The following is a 15,623-nucleotide window of genomic DNA, read 5'->3' as shown; positions in this document are numbered from 1 at the left end:
TCGGCACCGGTTTCACGCGGGGGTGATCGTGACCGGGACGCCGTTGAACACGGCGTTCCCGGACGGCGCGTCCACCAGCGAATCATCGGTCAGCACATTGGCGTTCACGCCCGCGTGCTCGCGCGCGACCGTCTGCGCGCTGCCCGTGTGCCCCCAGCCGTGCGGCAGGCTGACCACCCCCGGCATGATGTCGCCGGTCGGTTCCAGGTCCACCGTGACGGCTCCGGCCGCCGACTTCACCACCGCCCGGTCCGCCAGCCCGAGCCGCGCCACGTCCTCCGGATGGATGTGCAGCGTGCACCGGTTCGACCCGCCCACCAGCGGCGGAACGTTGTGCAGCCAGCTGTTGTTGGACCGCAGCTGCCGCCGCCCCACCAGCACCATGGCGGGCGCCGGGTCGGCCAGCCGCTCCCGCAGCCGCTCGACGTCCGCGAGCAGCGGCTCCGGCGCGAGGTCGACCTGCCGCGTCTTGGTCAGCAGCAGTCCGGGCAGTCGCGGCCGCAGGGGTCCGAGGTCGATCCCGTGCGGATTGTCCAGCAGCACCTGCAGATTCAGGTCGGTTCGCGGGACCGTCGTCTCGTCCGCACTCGTGTGCGCGTGGTTCGCCGACTCGCCGTGGTGGGCGGCCCCGTTACCGGAACCCGCTGCGGCGACAGTTTTTTCAGCTGTCAGCCGCTCGGCATCGGTAGCCGAGCCGCTGGTCGCGGGGCTTGCGGGCGTAGTCGCACTCGCCGCATCGGTGCCGGCGGATCCGGTGATGGCCGGACTCGCTGTGACGGAGTTCGCGTGCGTCCACTCGCCGTACGGTCCGAGCTTCAGCATCAGGTCCACGCGCTGCTCGGTGGTGTTGTCGCCCAGCAGTTCCGCGCGGCGGTCGGCCATCCCGGCCTTGTGCAGGGTGCCGGCGATGACGATCTCGTCGACCACGGCCAGCGGGTCCATGCCGGGGGCGAGCTCCTGGCCGCCGATGGCCAGGGCCAGGCGGGCCATCACCTCGGCCTCGGAGGGCGCGCCGGCCAGGGGGACCAGGGGGCGGGAGTAGCGGGCGTAGTTGCGGACCGCGAACTGCAGCAGCGCGAAGTCGTAGTGGGGGGACTGGGTGATGCGGGGCGGGGGCAGGATCACGTCCGCGTGGCGGGTCGTCTCGTTCAGGTACCGGTCGACGCTGACCATGAAGTCGAGGCCGGCGAACGCCTCGTCCAGGCGGGCGCTGCTCGGTGCGGACAGCACCGGGTTCCCCGCGACGGTCACCATGGCGCGGATCCGGCCTTCGCCCGGGGTCAGGATCTCGTCGGCCAGCGTCGCCACCGGCAGCTCGCCCATGGCCTCGGGCAGGTTTCGGACCCGGCTGCTCCAGCGCCCGAGCCGGAACGGGCGGGTGCGCACGATCCCGAGCGCCGCGCCCTCGGCGAACATCGCGCCGCCGGGCGAGTCCAGGTTCCCGGTGAGCACGTTGATCACGTCGACCAGCCACTGGGTGAGGGTGCCGAATTCCGCGGTGCAGGTGCCGATCCGCGCGTAGACGGCCGCGGTCGGCGCGGCCGCCAGCTCGCGCGCGAGCCGCACCAGGGTCCCGGCGGCGACGCCGGTGCGCTCGGCCACCACCTCGGGGGTGAAAGGCGCGGCGGCCGAACGCACGTCGTCCAGGCCGCTGACCCCTACGCGCACGGCGGTCAGGTTCTCCTCGAACAGCGTGCGCACGATCCCGAACAGCAGGTAGGCGTCACTGCCCGGCCGTACGAACAGGTGCTCGTCGGCCAGCTTCGCGGTGCGGGTGCGGCGCGGATCCACCACGACCAGCTTGCCCCCGCGCTTGCGCAGCGCCTTGAGCCTGCCGGGGAAATCCGGTGCCGTGCACAGCGATCCGTTGGATTCGAGCGGATTCGCCCCGAGCATCAGCAGATAGTCGGTGCGATCGAGGTCCGGCACCGCCACCGTCAGCGGATCGCCGTACATCAGGCCGCTGGCGACCTGCTTGGGCATCTGGTCGGCGGTGCTGGCGGAGAACAGGTTCCGGGTGGCCAGCGCGCGAATCAGCACGGGCACGTACAGCGCCCCGGCGATGGTGTGCGCGTTGGGATTACCCAGATACAGCCCGAGCGCCTGATTGCCGTGTTCGGCGGCGACGGGCGGGAGCCGATCGGCGATCACCCCGAAGGCCTCGTCCCAGCTCACCGCGCGCCAGCGGTTGGTGGCCCGGTCCCGCAGCATCGGCGCGGTGAGCCGCTCGGGGTCCTCGTCCAGCTGCCCGAGGCTCGCGCCCTTGGGGCACAGGAAGCCTCGACTGAACGGGTCGGCCTGGTCGCCGCGTACGGCGGTGATGTGGTCGGCGGCGTCCAGGGTGATCTCGAGCCCGCACACGGCCTCGCAGAGCGGGCAGGTGCGCGGCAGGATCCGCAGGGGATCGGCGCCCCGGGGCGAGGTCGTCCGCGAGCTGTTCGTGACGGGGGTCATACCTCATCATCGCCTGGGAACGCGGGAGGCGAAACAGGAGCGACCCGAGTCACCTCGAACACGGGTCGTGTCCGGTGTGTCGGATTTCCGACAGATGGCGCGTCTGCGGGCGGACAGACTTCTCGCGCCGGTCCGGTCAGGCTCGGGACATGCGGTTTCTGGATCGAGCACAGGCCCTGGACGCACTGCGCCAGGCGTACGACGAGGTCGAGGCGGGCGCCGGATCGGTGGTCGCGCTGACCATCGGCGGCGAGCCCGGTCTGTTCGTGCGCATACCCGACTCACCCGTGGACGGGCTGGCGGCCGTCCCGCCCGAGGTGGCGGCGGTGGTGCAGCCCGACGTGACCGGGGCGGTCCCGCCGGATCTGGCGGTGCTGTTCCCGGACGAGCCGGGGGCCGAGCCGGCCGAGCCGCCGGCGGTCTACCGCCTGACCTCTCGTCAGCGAGACGTGGCCAACCTGCTGTGCGCGGGGCTCACCAACGCCGAGATCGCGACGTCGCTGGTGCTGTCGGTGCGCACCGTCGACCATCACGTGTCGGCCATCCTGCGCAAGCTCGGGGTCCGCAACCGCCGGGCGGCTCGCACCACGGTGCTCGAGCAACTGCTGTTGCGCCAGGGTGGGCACCCCCACGGTCCCCGGGCGAATCTCGCGCATCACGACGCACGCCCGGCCCGCGTACTGCGCAGCGCGTGAGCGCCGTCGCCGGGGATCCGCACGCGCCGCGGCGTGTCCGCGGCGAAAGGTCCCCGCGGCGGCCGTGATCTTGGTAGCCTCGACCTATAACAGCAGCGCCCGGGACGAAAGTCCCGGGCGCTGAGTCGTTTTCGCCCGCGGTATCCGCATACGCCAAAAACCGCGGGCGCCGGGGTGCACTCGCGGTTTGCGGCTTGTTCAGTTGGCGGAAGCTACGACTGCCGGTGGCAGCCGATCGCCTCAGGAAGCGATACGCGACACCTGCGGCTTGACGCCCTTGGCGGCGGCGCGCACGCCCGCCCCGATGGCGACGATCGGCGGCACCCAGCGGGCCTCGTGCGGGGCCACGCCCCAGCAGGCCGAACCGTCGAAGAGCTGGGTGGGCGGCAGCGGGATGCCGGCGCCGTCGGTGTGCACGATCGCACCCGCCGCGCGCAGCGCCTCGATGGCCGCGGTGGCCTTGCGGAGGCCGGTGACCAGGTGGATCTCGCGGCGCTCGGGCCCCGGGATCTCGATGATCGGGCCGGTCAGGTCATTGGCCCGCAGGAAGCGACGCACGAACGCGGCGGTCTCTCCCGTGAGCTCGATGCCCGACAGATTCTCGTCGGTGACCAGGCTGATGCCGTTGGCCGTCTCGGCAACCGTCCAGCCGCGCTGCGTGTATTCCTGCGCAGAAGCGGCCAGTGCTGCCGCCGTGACGGAAGACGAAAACGTCGTACGCACTGGTTTCTCCATTCCCCGGTAGATCTATGTCCTGCTCTGTGCGACGTATCGCAACCGGACGTCCGAACCGTTACATGTTCTTTTCTCTCCGAGTTCGGTTGAGCCTGTCGAAGCGGCACTTTGCGAGGATTTTGGCTCCGAAGCGACCGTGTCGCAGTTGGGACGAAACCGTGATTGACGGCCACTGCCAGCAGTTATGTCGTCAAGGCGGCTGGCGGGCCCGTGCCCCGATTCACCCGCACCATGCGGGGAAGTGTTCTAGAACACATTGTGTCGAGGAGCCGCCGCGGTGCGACACCGGCGACACTTCCCGTGACCGAAATGGTCTGGGGGAGAGAGGATCGTCGTCATGACCGACCAATCGAACACGAGCGCAGCCGAACTCGAGGAGTTCGACGAACAGGAGTTCGAGGTCGGCCGCTGGGCCGCCTTCAAGGAGTCCGCCGCCCGGCGCATGTCCAGGCGCGCGGCGGCCGAAGCGGAAGAGCAGGAAGCTCCGGTCGAACCCTTCGCCAGCCCAAGCGCTTTCGGCGCGTGGAGCGTGGCGGCGGCCAAGAGCCTGCTCGACGTCCAGTTCCACCACGCCGCCACGCGCACGCTGCTGCCGCTGGCGTATCTGCTCGGCCTGGCTTCGGCCGTGGCGATCCCGATCGTGGGAACCGTAGGGCTGTGGCGGATTTCGACCTGGCTCGGGCTGGTCTTCGCGCTCGTGTTCGCGGTACCGCTCGGTCTGACCATCGCCGCGGTGGTGCGCCTGCTGCTGGAGTTCGTGCTGAACGCCTCCCGGCTCGCCGCCCGGGTCGAGCACATCTCGGAAATGGCGGACGACCTGTTCCAGGCGCTCTCCGATGTGGCCGAACCGGTCAACCAGCTGTCGGAAGACGTTCGCGCCGTGCAGTTCTGGCGCTATCGACGCCGTTCGCCCCGGAAATAATTGTGCGACAATTTCCCTCGCATGACTCGTAAGGGGGAGGGATGGCACTACCACAGGGGATCACCGGCTCGACGATGCCGCGGCGGCAACTCGGCCGGCAGCTGCGTGACCTGCGCAATCGCGCACGGATGACCACGAGGGTGGCGGCACAGCGGCTGGAGTGGTCCGAGGCGAAGATCTGGCGGATCGAAACCGGCCAGACTTCGCTGCGCAGCCTGGACGTCGAGGCGATGTGCCGGATCTACGGCGCTCCGGAGGACGCCATTTCACCGCTGACCGCTCTGGCCCGGGAAACCAAGGCGCGCGGCTGGTGGACCGAGTTCGGCGATGTGATCGACGAGGGGTACGAGGTCTACATCGGTCTCGAGGAGGCGGCCGCCCGGCTCACCACCTACGAGAACGAGCTGGTGCCGGGGCTGCTGCAGACCGAGGCGTACATGCGCGCGGTGCTGGCCGCGGCCTATCCGGGCATCTCGGCCGAGCAGATGGATCGCCGCGTACGGGTGCGCGCGGCCCGCCAGGCCCTGCTCACCCGCGCGCACGCGCCGCTGCAGCTGGACGTGGTGATCTCCGAGGCGGTGCTGTGGCATCGCATCGGCGGCGACGAGGTGACCGCCGGCCAGCTGGACCGGCTGCGCAAACTCGGCGAACTGCCGAACGTGCGCCTGCGCCTGCTGCCCGCGGACTGCGGGTACCACCACGGCATGGATGCCGGGCGCTTCGTGCTGCTCGAATTCCCCACGGCTCCAAATGAAGCCAACGAACCACCGGTGGTGTACGTGGAGTCCCTCACCGGCTCGTCCTACCTGGACAAGGAGCCCGACGTGGAGCGCTATCGCGAGGCGTTCGCCTCGGTGGCGTCCATCGCGGTGGACGCGCTGCCGCTGATAGACACCCTGCGCGCCGAGGTCTGACCTCGGGTCAGCTGAGGGTCTCTTCCAACACGGCGCGGTGGGTCGGAGCCGCCGCGCCGTGTACTTCCCGGCCCTTGTCGGTCAGGCAGACGAAAATCGCGCGGCGGTCCTGCGTGCACAGTGTCCGTGCGACCAGACCGTCGCGCTCCAGGCGCGCCACCGCGCGGGAGAGCGCGCTCTGGCTCAGGTGGATGTCACCGGCCAGGTCGCTCATCTTGTAGCTCTCCCCGCCCGCGTCGACCAGGCGATCCAGGGTTTCGAATTCGCTGAGCCCGATCCGATGGCGACCCTGCAGCTCCTTCTCCAGGGCGCAGGAGGTCGCCGCGTGCCGGGCGAGCAGATCGCGCCACTCGGACACGAGACCGCTGGGAGCGGCCCGTTCGACCGGCACTGTCGACTTCGGCATGCGCCCGATCCTAGACCTCCGCCCATAATCATGCAACCGCATTTAATGTTTGGACAACTAATGCACGCGCATGTAATGTCCTCGCTCGTGACTTCCACAGACATCCGCTCCGCAGTGAGCACCGCAGCGGCAGAGACCCAGCAGTGGCCGATTCGGCTGTGGGGCATGCTCATCACCCTCTGCATCGTGCTGTTCCTGGACGGCCTCGACGTCTCGATGATCGGCGTAGCGCTGCCGTCCATCGGCTCGGAACTGGGCCTCGAGACCTCGACCCTGCAGTGGCTCGTCTCCGGTTACGTCCTGGGCTACGGCGGCCTGCTGCTGCTGGGCGGCCGCACCGCCGACCTGCTCGGCCGCCGCCGGGTCTTCCTCATCGCGCTGGCGGTCTTCGCCATCGCCTCCCTGGCGGGCGGCCTGGTCAGTTCCGGTCCGCTGCTGATCCTGACCCGTTTCATCAAGGGCCTGGCCGCCGCGTTCACCGCGCCCACCGGCCTGTCCATCATCACCACGACCTTCGCCGAGGGCCCGGCCCGCAACAAGGCGCTGTCCATCTACACCGTGTTCGGTGCGGGCGGTTACTCCATGGGCCTGCTGTTCGGCGGGCTGATGACCGGCTTCGGCTGGCGCTGGACCTTCCTGCTCCCGGTGCCGATCGCCCTCGCGGCCCTGGTCGCGGCGTTCTACCTGGTCCCCAAGGACAAGCCCGCCGAGGAGGGCGGTCACGATCTGTTCGGCGCGCTGCTGTCCACCGCCGGCATGCTGCTGCTCGTCTACACCGTGGTCTCCGCACCCGAGGCCGGGTGGCTCTCGGCGCGCACGGTGCTTTCCTTCCTCGCCGCCATCGCCCTGTTCGCCGCCTTCGTCGTGGTCGAGAAGAAGGTGCGCTACCCGCTGGTGCGCCTGGGCATTCTGCGCAAGCCCACCCTGTGGCGGGCCAGCCTGGCCATCATCGCCGTGGCCGGATCCTTCTTCAGCTGGCAGTTCATCACCACCCTGTACCTGCAGGACACCCTCGGCTGGACCCCGCTGCACCTGTCGCTGGCGCTGCTGCCGGTCGGCATCCTGGTGGTGTCCTCGGCCTTCGTCTCGGACAAGCTGGTCGACCGCTTCGGCACCGGCCCGATCATCGCCGTGACCCTGACCGTCATGGCCATCGGCTACCTGATGTACCTGCGCCTGGACACCGCGCCGGACTACCTGACGGTGCTGCTGCCCGCCATCCTGCTGATCGGCATCGGCTGGGTCGGCTTCCCCGCCATCAACATTCAGGCCACCAGCGGTATCGACGACGACGAGCAGGGCCTGGCCGCCGGCGTGCTGCAGACCGCCATGCAGGTCGGCGCGGCCATCGTGCTCGCGGTGACCACCGCGATCATCTCCTCCGGCGCGGTGCACGGCGCGGACGCCGATCCCGCCGCGGTGCTCGACAACTACCTGCCGGGCCTGCAGTTCGCGGCCGGGGTGGCGATCGTCGGCGCGCTGGTCGCGCTCACCGTGTACCTGCCCAAGGCGCGGGCGCGCCGGGTGGCGGAGCGGCGGGCCGAGCGTGAGCTCGAGGTCGAACTGGTCTCCTGAGTCCGAGCATCCCCCACCCGGGGGAACGGCGAAAAGCGCCGGGGCGCACCGTAATCACACGGTGCGCCCCGGTTGTTCGTTCGGGTGCGCGGAGTTCCGGCGGGACGCCGGGTCAGCGCCGCAGGTCCGCGAACCGCGGCGCGGCCGCGTCCTTGGCCGATCGCACGAAGGTCAGCGGTTCCCCGTCCCGGCCCACGGCAGGCCATTCGATGCCCAGATCCGGATCGAAAGCGTCCAGGTCCCTGTCGAATTCGGGCGAGTACTCGAGCGAGCACAGGTAGATCACCGTGGAATCGTCCGCGAGCGAGAGCAGCGCGTGCCCGAGTCCCTCGGCCAGGTACACCGATTTGCGCTCGACGTCGTCGATCACCACGCTGTCCCAGCGGCCGAAGGTCGGCGATCCGGGCCGCAGGTCCACCACGACGTCCAGGAACGCGCCGCGCGTGCAGGTCACGTATTTGGCCTGCCCGGGCGGGGTTTCGGTGTAGTGGATGCCGCGCAGCACCCCGGCCGCCGAGGTCGAGGTGTTGACCTGGAGCAGTTCGAACGGCCGCCCCACCGCCTTCTCGAACTCCGAGGCCTTGAACGCCTCGGCGAAGACGCCGCGCTCGTCGCCGTGCAGGGCGGGGGTGAATTCCCACGCCCCGGGCACCGCGAGTTCCCGTATCCGCATGCTCACTCGTCCTGTCGCTTGTCGAATCCGGCGTGATCGCGGCCCTGGGCCAGGATGTTCAGCAGGTAGGCGCCGTAGCCCGAGCGCACCAGCGGTTCGGCGATCGCGCGCAACTGCTCGTCGTCGATGTAGCCCTGCCGCCACGCCACCTCCTCCGGTACGCCGATCTTCAGTCCCTGCCGCTCCTCGATGGTGCGCACGTAGTTGGCGGCATCGAGCAGCGAGTCGAAGGTGCCGGTGTCCAGCCACGCGGTACCGCGTCGCAGCACCTCGACCTGGAGCCTGCCCTGTTCCAGGTATGCCCGGTTGATGTCGGTTATCTCGTATTCGCCGCGATCGGACGGCTTCAGCTCGCGCGCGATCGCCACCACGTCGTTGTCGTAGAAGTACAGCCCCGGGATCGCGTAGTTCGAGCGCGGCTTCTTCGGCTTCTCCTCGATGGAAATCGCCTTGCCCGCGGCGAATTCGACCACGCCGTAGGCTGTCGGATCCGAGACCCGGTAGGCGAAGACCGCGCCGCCGTCGACGGCGGCGTGCCGGGTGAGGCTGGTGCCCAGGCCCGGGCCGTGGAAGATATTGTCGCCCAGCACGAGTGCGGCGGGTTCGGAGCCGATGTGATCCGCGCCGAGCACGAAGGCGCGTGCCAGGCCGTCCGGTTCGGGCTGTACGACGTAGGTGAGCGAGACGCCGAACTGGCTGCCGTCTCCCAGGAGCCGGGTGAAGGCCGCGGCGTCCTCGGGGGTGGTGATGACCAGAATGTCCCGGATGCCCGCCAGCATGAGGGTCGACAGCGGGTAGTACACCATCGGTTTGTCGTAGACGGGGACCAGCTGTTTGCTCACCCCGCGTGTGATCGGGTGCAAACGCGACCCGGTGCCGCCCGCCAGGATGATTCCACGCATGTCACAGCAGTCTGCCAGTTGGGTCGCGCGCGGGTGCGGGGAGGTACGGCGCGATTCCAGCTGGACGGCGATTCGATCACACGCGTTTACCGCCATGCGGATCTGTCGATAAGTGTTGCGTAGGTCACGTTCCCGTGGTGTTCTGAAACAGCACTATGTGAGATGTCAGCGCTGACTCTCGCGCGCCGGGTTCCGAGCTGTTCGTCGGACGCCCGTTCGAGCGGCTCGGCGCGCCCAGCGGTGAAGGTAGGTGCGCTATGGCAGCGACCAGCAACGACGGTACGTCCGTGATCAATCCGGATGGCAGCAGCCGTTATTCACAGGCTCTCGAGCTGGCTTGCCGCGGGATCGTCAAGCCCATGGGAGAAATGGCCACGGTCACCACCTCGAACATGCCCATCGTCGCCGCCGTGGTGAACGGCCTGGCCAAACTGCGCCCCGCCCCGCGCGGCGTGGAGCGCGAAGAGGTGCGGCTCAACGGTTTCCGCATGGAGATCGTGCGGCCCGCGGGCGCCCGCAGCTCGCTGCGCGACGGCGCGGTGATGTACATGCACGGTGGCGGGTTCTTCCTGTGCGGCCTGGACACCCATCGGCCCGTGGTGGCCGCCATCGCCCGCCGCACCGGTCTGCCGGTGGTGAGCGTGGAGTATCGCCAACTGCCCGAGACCGACATCTCCGGTGGCGTCGAGGACTGCCTGACCGCCTACCGCTGGCTGCTGCGGCACGGCGCCGATCCGGCCCGGGTGGTCTTCGCGGGCGATTCCGCCGGGGGCTACATGACTTTCGCGACCGCGCTGCGGGCGCGCGATCGGGGACTGCCGGTCCCCGCCGGACTCGTTGGCCTGTGTCCCGCACTGGATCTGGACTGCACCGAGAAGCGCGCGCACCCGAATCTGCGCAAGGACGCGCTGATTCCGCTGTCCGCCCTGGAGTCGGTGGTCAAGATCGGCGCCGAGGTGAACGGCCGGCTCGATCCGGAGCTGTCCCCGGTCAACAACGTGCTGGCCGGCCTGCCGCCGGCGCTGCTCATCGTCGCCGAGGACGAGGTGCTGCGGCGCGACAGCGAGATCATGGCCCAGCGCCTGGCCGCGGCGGGAGTGCCCGCGACACTGGAGATCTGGCGCGGGCAGGTGCACGCGTTCATGTCGATCTTCCCGAACATGCCCGAGAGCCGGGCCGCGCTCGCGCACGTGGCGCAGTTCGTGCGCGCGCGGCTCGACGCCGGAGACGTGGCGCGCACGGCGTGACGCGGCCGGGGCCCGGGCGCGCGCGGCGGCCGGGCCCGCATCGGCGGCACGAACGGCGAAACCCCCGCCCGGGTGGTCCGGTGCGGGGGTTTCGACTGTGCCGGTGTGGCGCCCGAGATTACTTGGCGGGAGCGGTGAACGGCTGGTTGATGGTGGTGAAGTACTGCGCGGCGGCCAGGATGGCGACCGGCGCGGTCACGAAGATCTGACCGGCGAGGGTGCCCAGGAAGCCGACGGTGGCGATACCGACGACGCAGCCGGCGATCGGGCCGGCGCCGAAGATCGCGAGCAGCGCGCCGGTGGCGGCCAGGCCGATGCTGCCGCCGATGATGCAGCCCAGGGCCGCGCCGCCGAGGCCGCCGACCAGGGTGCCGACGGTGGCGCCCAGGGCGATGGTGTCCTTCATGCGGTTGAAGGCGGCCTGCTCACGGTCGTACTCGGTCTTCCACGGCGCGACGTTCTCGTAGGGCAGGGCGACCGGCTTGTAGACCGCCTTGTCGACCGCGAGCTCGGGGGTCAGCACCGCGGTGCGGTCGGTGATCTCGGCCGCGATCGGGAAGACGTAGTCGTCCACGCGGAAGTTCAGCTCGGTGCCCGCGACGACGGCGCCGTTGGCGGCCTTGATCTTGAAAACGCCGTCCTCGACGACCATGGAGCCACCGTCGGTGCGGATGATGGTGTTGGTCTCGGAGTTGGTGGCCGTGTAGTTGATCGCCTCGGCCTCGGCCGCGGCGGGAGCCGCGTTCACGGTGCCGGCGGTAACGCCCATGGCGGCGATCAGCAGCGCCGACGTGGCGGCGAATTTCCTCATCAGCATTTGGTGCAAACCTCATCAGGGAAGAGCTCGGGGGGACGAGAGGAATAGAAATCGAATTCAGCTAACGAGCGGTGAACCGGTCGTGACCGTCCGTTCAAAATCCGTTCACCATCGCGATCATCCGCTTCGGGAGGTTTCGGAAATCTGCAGCGTGCGAGGTGTTTCCGAAGTCGCCGTCGGCTACCGGATCGGTAACCAAATTATGTCGTTGTGACAAAGGTCACAGCGTGGGTGTGATAAGTGCGGGGAATTTAACGTGGAATTTGCGGGCGCCCGCCAGAAATTGGGCAATCCGGACATGGGGCATTCGTGCCGCCCGGAAATTTGTTTCGGCGGAGTATCCGATTCCGCGCACACGCGAGCGGTAACCGGTGTAATGCTCGCAATGTGGACGCCGCGCCCCGGTGGCGGTCGCGCCGAGTAGGGTTGCCCCCGTGCGATTGCTCGTAACCGGCGGCGCCGGATTCATCGGCGCGAACTTCGTTCATCAGACCGTGGCCACGCGCCCCGGCGTCCATGTCACTGTGCTCGACAAACTCACCTACGCGGGAAATCGGGCCTCCCTGGCCCCGATCGCCGATCGCGTCGAGTTCGTGCACGGCGACATCGCCGACGGCGCGCTGGTGGATCGACTCGTCGGCGCCGCCGACGTGGTCGTGCATTTCGCCGCCGAGTCACACAACGACAATTCCCTCGCCGATCCCTGGCCCTTCGTGCAGACCAATATCGTCGGCACCTACTCGCTGCTGCAGGCCGTGCGCAAGTACGACGTGCGCTACCACCACATCTCCACCGACGAGGTGTACGGCGATCTGGCACTGGACGATCCGGCCGCGTTCAGCGAGGCCACGCCCTACAACCCGTCCAGCCCGTACTCGGCGTCCAAGGCGTCCAGCGACATGCTGGTGCGGGCCTGGGTGCGCTCGTTCGGGGTCCGCGCCACACTGTCCAACTGCAGCAACAACTACGGGCCGTACCAGCACGTGGAGAAGTTCATCCCGCGGCAGATCACCAATCTCATCGACGGTATCCGCCCGCGGCTCTACGGTGCGGGACACCAGGTTCGGGATTGGATCCACGTCGAGGACCACAACACCGCGGTGTGGGACATCGTCGACCGCGGCCGCATCGGCCAGACCTATCTCATCGGGGCCGACGGCGAACGCGACAACAAATCGGTCGTGGAGTTGATTCTCGAGGGCTTCGGCCGTCCGGCCGACGATTTCGATCACGTCACCGATCGGCCCGGTCACGATCAGCGCTATGCCATCGACGCCACCCTGCTGCGCACCGAACTCGGCTGGGCGCCCCGTTTCGGCGACTTCCGCGCGGGCCTGGAATCGACCATCGCCTGGTATCGCGCCAACGAACCCTGGTGGCGCGCGCAGAAATCCCGCACCGAGAACGCCTATGCCGCCGCAGGGGAGAAAGTCCTCTGATTCCGGACGAGCTCACCGCGCGGTGAGCTCACCCCAATCGCGCCGATACTCCGCCCAATCCCGCGGCGTCGCCGCGAAATCCACATAGATCGCGACGCCGAAGTTCGCGCGCCCGCCGTCGGTCCGGCTCGAACCGAGCCGGATACCGTGGATGGCCGTCGCGACGGTTTCCGCGTTCCCGCGATGCCCGAGATCGTTCGCCCAGAACGCGGGCACCCCCATGAGCAGATCCACCCGCGCGGGCGTGACCTCCATGGCCAGTCGCGTCTGCTGCGCGAGATATCCGCCGTAGAGCGATTTCACCGGCATGGCGGTGTCGTAGGACATCACCGCCACCTGATCGCAGCGCCGCGCGACCTCCGCGAAATAGCTTTGCGACCACCACTTCCCGTGATCGGCCACGGCGATGCCGACCGAATGCAGGCCCGGCAGCGGATCGATCACGGGCGCCGACACCGAGAGCAGGGCGCCGCGGCCGGCGGTGATCGGGCGCACCAGGTCCAGCAGCGCCAGGAATCCGGGCGACCCCGACCGCACCGGTTCCAGATCGAAGTGGATGCCGTCGAACCCGAGGTCGAGCACCCCGGTCGCGGAGGCGGCGACGCGGGCGCGGGTGGCCGCGTCCTCCACGTCCATCCCGTCGAATTCCGGGGCGAGGATGTCGCCCAGCCAGGACTGCACGCGGATGCCGGGCAGCAGGCGGTGCGCGGTCTCGGTGAACCAGCGGGCGCGGGGATGCAGGTCCGCGGGCAGGGTGCCGTCGTGCTCGAGCGGGCCGGTGTGCACGTACAGGTCCTTGATCCCGGTGCCGGACAACAGCTCCGCGAGTCCGGTCACGTCGGCCTCGGACTTACGGCCGTCCACCCAGGCGTGGCCGAGCCAGAGCGCGTCGCGCCCGCGGGTACGGGCATCGGCCTCGGGGGTTCCGGTGTACTGCAGGCGCAGATACAGCGCCGCCCCGCCGACGGGTGTCAGCAGGGCGGCCAGGACGAGCAGCACGATCACCCCGGCCCGGCGCCATCGTGACCAGCGGTGCCATCTCGCCCCCACGGCCGCGAAGAGCTTGCGCGGCCGTCCTTTTCGCTTCATGGTCGAACGCTATCGAGCGTTCGGGGGTGGTGCGGTGGAGGTCGTGTGCGGAAATCGTGAAGGTCAGCCCCAGACGATGGTGGAGTACTTCACGACCGCCGCCAGCAGCGCGACCGCGGTGGCGGCGGTGACGACGATGGCCGGGCCGCGCACCGGGGTCCGGCCGTCGGCGCCGGTGAGCCGCAACGGCATCCAGCGCAGGAACACCGCCAGGGTGAGCAGTGCGAGCGGGACGAAGTAGCGGCCCTGGACGCCGTCGATGATGAAATAGCCGACGGGGGTGAAGGACATGTACAGGGTCACGTAGATCATCGCGACGCTGGCGACCATGGTGAGCAGGATCAGCCAGACGCGCAGCCGGTCCCCGACCATGCGGTCGGCGATGCCCACGCTCACCGCGAAGGCCAGCAGGCTGGCCACGATGGTCAGCGCCGGCACGTCGATGTACGCGAAGCCGAGTTCGCCGAAGAACTGGGTGAACCAGCGCTGGTCGCGACGGGCGATGCTGTCGCCGAACACGCTCAGGAACTGGATCGGATCGCCGAGGATCTCCTTCAGCTGATCCCCCGGGCGCACCGAGCCCCACTGTTCCTGCGGGCGCATGAGACTCATGCCGTCGCCGGTCGGCGCCGCGATCTTCATCCACACCGCGAACACCCCGCCGCCGACGACCGCGCACACCCACGGCAGCGCCCGCTGCCAGAGCGCCGGGCGGTCGGGATCGCCGAAACCGAAGCGCCCGGCGGGAATCAGCACGGTGAGCATGGCCAGCAGCACGTAGGTCGGTTTGCAGACCGGCAGCAATACGGTGGCCGTCAGCGCGAACACCGTTTCCGGCCGGGACAGGCGCTGCCCGAGGAACACGCCCTTGACGATGAAGGCCGAGACCAGCAGGGCGAGCGCGTTGGTCACGGTATCGGCGGTCACGGTGCCCGCCTGGAACACCGCGATGGGCAGGACGGCGACGGTCAGCGCAAGCCACTGCACGCGGTGCCCGCGCAGCACACGCACCGCGAAGCCGACGATCACCAGGTAGGCGAGCAGCCCGGCCCAGCGGGTGGCCAGTACCAGGCCGCCCACGTTCAGGTCGAGCGCCTCGGCGATCCGAATGCCCGCGGCGGCGGGCAGATACGGCACGGGGGAGTAGGCGGCGGTGTTGGTGAACCACACCTGCGTCGTGGCCGTGGACACCGGCAGCGATCCGAGCTTGTCGTAGGCCGCGCGGTCCACCACCATCGGGTCGGGCTCGTCGGTGTTGTTGCGGTAGTCGTCGAACGCGAACGACATGAGCGCGTCGACGCTGATCGGTACGTCGCCGCCCCACGCGGGCCCGCGGTCGTCCTGAATCTGCTGCGGGGTGATCTGCCCCTGCGCGACCTGGTAGGCGCGCCCGAACTGGGTGATCTCGTCATGTCCCCAGAAGGGTGGGGTGAGCACCGAGAACACGGCGCCGAAAATGCCGGCCAGTACCAGGAAGGCCACGGTGGCCGCGCCGAAGCGCTGCTCGATCCGGGCGAACGCGGCCGCGCGGCCGCTCGCTTCCGTCGTCGATTCCGCGCCGGTCGTTCTCGTACCGGACTCGGTCCCGTTCGGGGCGGTAGCCGCGCCGGTCTCGGCCGCGGCGACGGTGCCGGCGGCGCTCGATTCTGTTCCCACGGTGTCCGATTGTGCTGGACGCTCGCCCGGTTGCTCGGTAAGGGGCCGGGCTCCCGCAGCGGGAGTGGCGGATTCGCTCGGCTCCTCCCCGGGTCGCGT

At 69.3% G+C, this 15,623-nt stretch carries 14 protein-coding genes; 6 read left to right on the top strand and 8 right to left on the bottom strand.

The window, feature by feature from the left end; genetic code table 11:
* Positions 1 to 12 precede the first annotated feature (12 nt).
* Complete coding sequence (locus tag ACWIGI_RS02895; protein ID WP_454200648.1) at positions 13 to 2,454, bottom strand: molybdopterin-dependent oxidoreductase; 2,442 nt, start codon at positions 2,452 to 2,454, stop codon at positions 13 to 15.
* 149 nt (positions 2,455 to 2,603) lie between these two features.
* On the opposite strand from ACWIGI_RS02895, the gene ACWIGI_RS02890 reads away from it, so the two are divergent.
* Positions 2,604 to 3,149, top strand: a complete 546-nt coding sequence (locus ACWIGI_RS02890) for a LuxR C-terminal-related transcriptional regulator (RefSeq protein WP_454200647.1) — start codon at positions 2,604 to 2,606, stop codon at positions 3,147 to 3,149.
* Positions 3,150 to 3,389: 240 nt separating this feature from the next.
* Here ACWIGI_RS02890 and ACWIGI_RS02885 read toward each other — a convergent pair whose 3' ends face one another.
* Entirely contained in the window at positions 3,390 to 3,872 is a 483-nt protein-coding gene (locus tag ACWIGI_RS02885) for a hypothetical protein (protein WP_454200646.1), read from the bottom strand.
* 349 nt (positions 3,873 to 4,221) lie between these two features.
* Between ACWIGI_RS02885 and ACWIGI_RS02880 the strand changes: the two genes are divergently transcribed.
* Together ACWIGI_RS02880 and ACWIGI_RS02875 are read left to right on the top strand one after the other, a co-directional pair.
* A complete protein-coding gene (locus ACWIGI_RS02880; RefSeq protein ID WP_454200645.1) occupies positions 4,222 to 4,806 on the top strand; it encodes a DUF4282 domain-containing protein in 585 nt (194 codons plus the stop codon).
* A 41-nt stretch (positions 4,807 to 4,847) separates the two neighbouring features.
* Complete coding sequence (locus ACWIGI_RS02875; RefSeq protein ID WP_454200644.1) at positions 4,848 to 5,720, top strand: helix-turn-helix domain-containing protein; 873 nt, start codon at positions 4,848 to 4,850, stop codon at positions 5,718 to 5,720.
* Between the two features lie 7 nt (positions 5,721 to 5,727).
* Here the strand turns inward: ACWIGI_RS02875 and ACWIGI_RS02870 are convergent, their stop codons facing one another.
* On the bottom strand, positions 5,728 to 6,126 hold the full coding sequence (locus ACWIGI_RS02870) for a MarR family winged helix-turn-helix transcriptional regulator (protein ID WP_454200643.1): 399 nt from the start codon (positions 6,124 to 6,126) through the stop codon (positions 5,728 to 5,730).
* A 165-nt stretch (positions 6,127 to 6,291) separates the two neighbouring features.
* On the opposite strand from ACWIGI_RS02870, the gene ACWIGI_RS02865 reads away from it, so the two are divergent.
* Positions 6,292 to 7,701 carry an MFS transporter gene (locus tag ACWIGI_RS02865; RefSeq protein WP_454201011.1) on the top strand — a complete coding sequence of 470 codons (1,410 nt, stop codon included), beginning with the start codon at positions 6,292 to 6,294 and terminating at the stop codon, positions 7,699 to 7,701.
* A gap of 112 nt (positions 7,702 to 7,813) precedes the next feature.
* On the opposite strand, the gene ACWIGI_RS02860 is transcribed toward ACWIGI_RS02865, so the two are convergent.
* Together ACWIGI_RS02860 and rfbA are read right to left on the bottom strand one after the other, a co-directional pair.
* Positions 7,814 to 8,374 carry a dTDP-4-dehydrorhamnose 3,5-epimerase family protein gene (locus ACWIGI_RS02860; protein ID WP_454200642.1) on the bottom strand — a complete coding sequence of 187 codons (561 nt, stop codon included), beginning with the start codon at positions 8,372 to 8,374 and terminating at the stop codon, positions 7,814 to 7,816.
* A gap of 2 nt (positions 8,375 to 8,376) precedes the next feature.
* On the bottom strand, positions 8,377 to 9,276 hold the full coding sequence (gene rfbA / locus ACWIGI_RS02855; RefSeq protein WP_454200641.1) for a glucose-1-phosphate thymidylyltransferase RfbA: 900 nt from the start codon (positions 9,274 to 9,276) through the stop codon (positions 8,377 to 8,379).
* A gap of 257 nt (positions 9,277 to 9,533) precedes the next feature.
* Here rfbA and ACWIGI_RS02850 point away from each other — a divergent pair, with 257 nt between their 5' ends.
* Positions 9,534 to 10,523, top strand: a complete 990-nt coding sequence (locus ACWIGI_RS02850) for an alpha/beta hydrolase (protein ID WP_454200640.1) — start codon at positions 9,534 to 9,536, stop codon at positions 10,521 to 10,523.
* Positions 10,524 to 10,641: 118 nt separating this feature from the next.
* On the opposite strand, the gene ACWIGI_RS02845 is transcribed toward ACWIGI_RS02850, so the two are convergent.
* Entirely contained in the window at positions 10,642 to 11,340 is a 699-nt protein-coding gene (locus ACWIGI_RS02845; RefSeq protein ID WP_454200639.1) for a hypothetical protein, read from the bottom strand.
* Positions 11,341 to 11,774: 434 nt separating this feature from the next.
* Between ACWIGI_RS02845 and rfbB the strand changes: the two genes are divergently transcribed.
* On the top strand, positions 11,775 to 12,779 hold the full coding sequence (gene rfbB, locus ACWIGI_RS02840) for a dTDP-glucose 4,6-dehydratase (RefSeq protein WP_454200638.1): 1,005 nt from the start codon (positions 11,775 to 11,777) through the stop codon (positions 12,777 to 12,779).
* A 12-nt stretch (positions 12,780 to 12,791) separates the two neighbouring features.
* Here the strand turns inward: rfbB and ACWIGI_RS02835 are convergent, their stop codons facing one another.
* Entirely contained in the window at positions 12,792 to 13,868 is a 1,077-nt protein-coding gene (locus tag ACWIGI_RS02835; RefSeq protein WP_454200637.1) for a hypothetical protein, read from the bottom strand.
* 63 nt (positions 13,869 to 13,931) lie between these two features.
* Positions 13,932 to 15,524 carry a DUF2142 domain-containing protein gene (locus ACWIGI_RS02830; RefSeq protein ID WP_454200636.1) on the bottom strand — a complete coding sequence of 531 codons (1,593 nt, stop codon included), beginning with the start codon at positions 15,522 to 15,524 and terminating at the stop codon, positions 13,932 to 13,934.
* Between the last annotated feature and the right edge of the window lie 99 nt (positions 15,525 to 15,623).

The sequence above is a fragment of the Nocardia sp. NPDC055321 genome, from assembly GCF_053645575.1.
The sequence above is the reverse complement of the archived record's forward strand: the minus strand, read 5'-3'. Positions and strand labels throughout refer to the sequence as shown.

What these genes read in the sequence shown, in the direction of transcription:
- ACWIGI_RS02895 (WP_454200648.1), bottom strand. Translation starts at nt 2,454, where the DNA reads ATGACCCCCGTCACGAACAGCTCGCGGACGACCTCGCCCCGGGGCGCC.
- ACWIGI_RS02890 (WP_454200647.1), top strand. Translation starts at nt 2,604, where the DNA reads ATGCGGTTTCTGGATCGAGCACAGGCCCTGGACGCACTGCGCCAGGCG.
- ACWIGI_RS02880 (WP_454200645.1), top strand. Translation starts at nt 4,222, where the DNA reads ATGACCGACCAATCGAACACGAGCGCAGCCGAACTCGAGGAGTTCGAC.
- ACWIGI_RS02875 (WP_454200644.1), top strand. Translation starts at nt 4,848, where the DNA reads ATGGCACTACCACAGGGGATCACCGGCTCGACGATGCCGCGGCGGCAA.
- ACWIGI_RS02870 (WP_454200643.1), bottom strand. Translation starts at nt 6,126, where the DNA reads ATGCCGAAGTCGACAGTGCCGGTCGAACGGGCCGCTCCCAGCGGTCTC.
- ACWIGI_RS02865 (WP_454201011.1), top strand. Translation starts at nt 6,292, where the DNA reads ATGCTCATCACCCTCTGCATCGTGCTGTTCCTGGACGGCCTCGACGTC.
- ACWIGI_RS02860 (WP_454200642.1), bottom strand. Translation starts at nt 8,374, where the DNA reads ATGCGGATACGGGAACTCGCGGTGCCCGGGGCGTGGGAATTCACCCCC.
- rfbA (WP_454200641.1), bottom strand. Translation starts at nt 9,276, where the DNA reads ATGCGTGGAATCATCCTGGCGGGCGGCACCGGGTCGCGTTTGCACCCG.
- ACWIGI_RS02850 (WP_454200640.1), top strand. Translation starts at nt 9,534, where the DNA reads ATGGCAGCGACCAGCAACGACGGTACGTCCGTGATCAATCCGGATGGC.
- ACWIGI_RS02845 (WP_454200639.1), bottom strand. Translation starts at nt 11,340, where the DNA reads ATGCTGATGAGGAAATTCGCCGCCACGTCGGCGCTGCTGATCGCCGCC.
- ACWIGI_RS02835 (WP_454200637.1), bottom strand. Translation starts at nt 13,868, where the DNA reads ATGAAGCGAAAAGGACGGCCGCGCAAGCTCTTCGCGGCCGTGGGGGCG.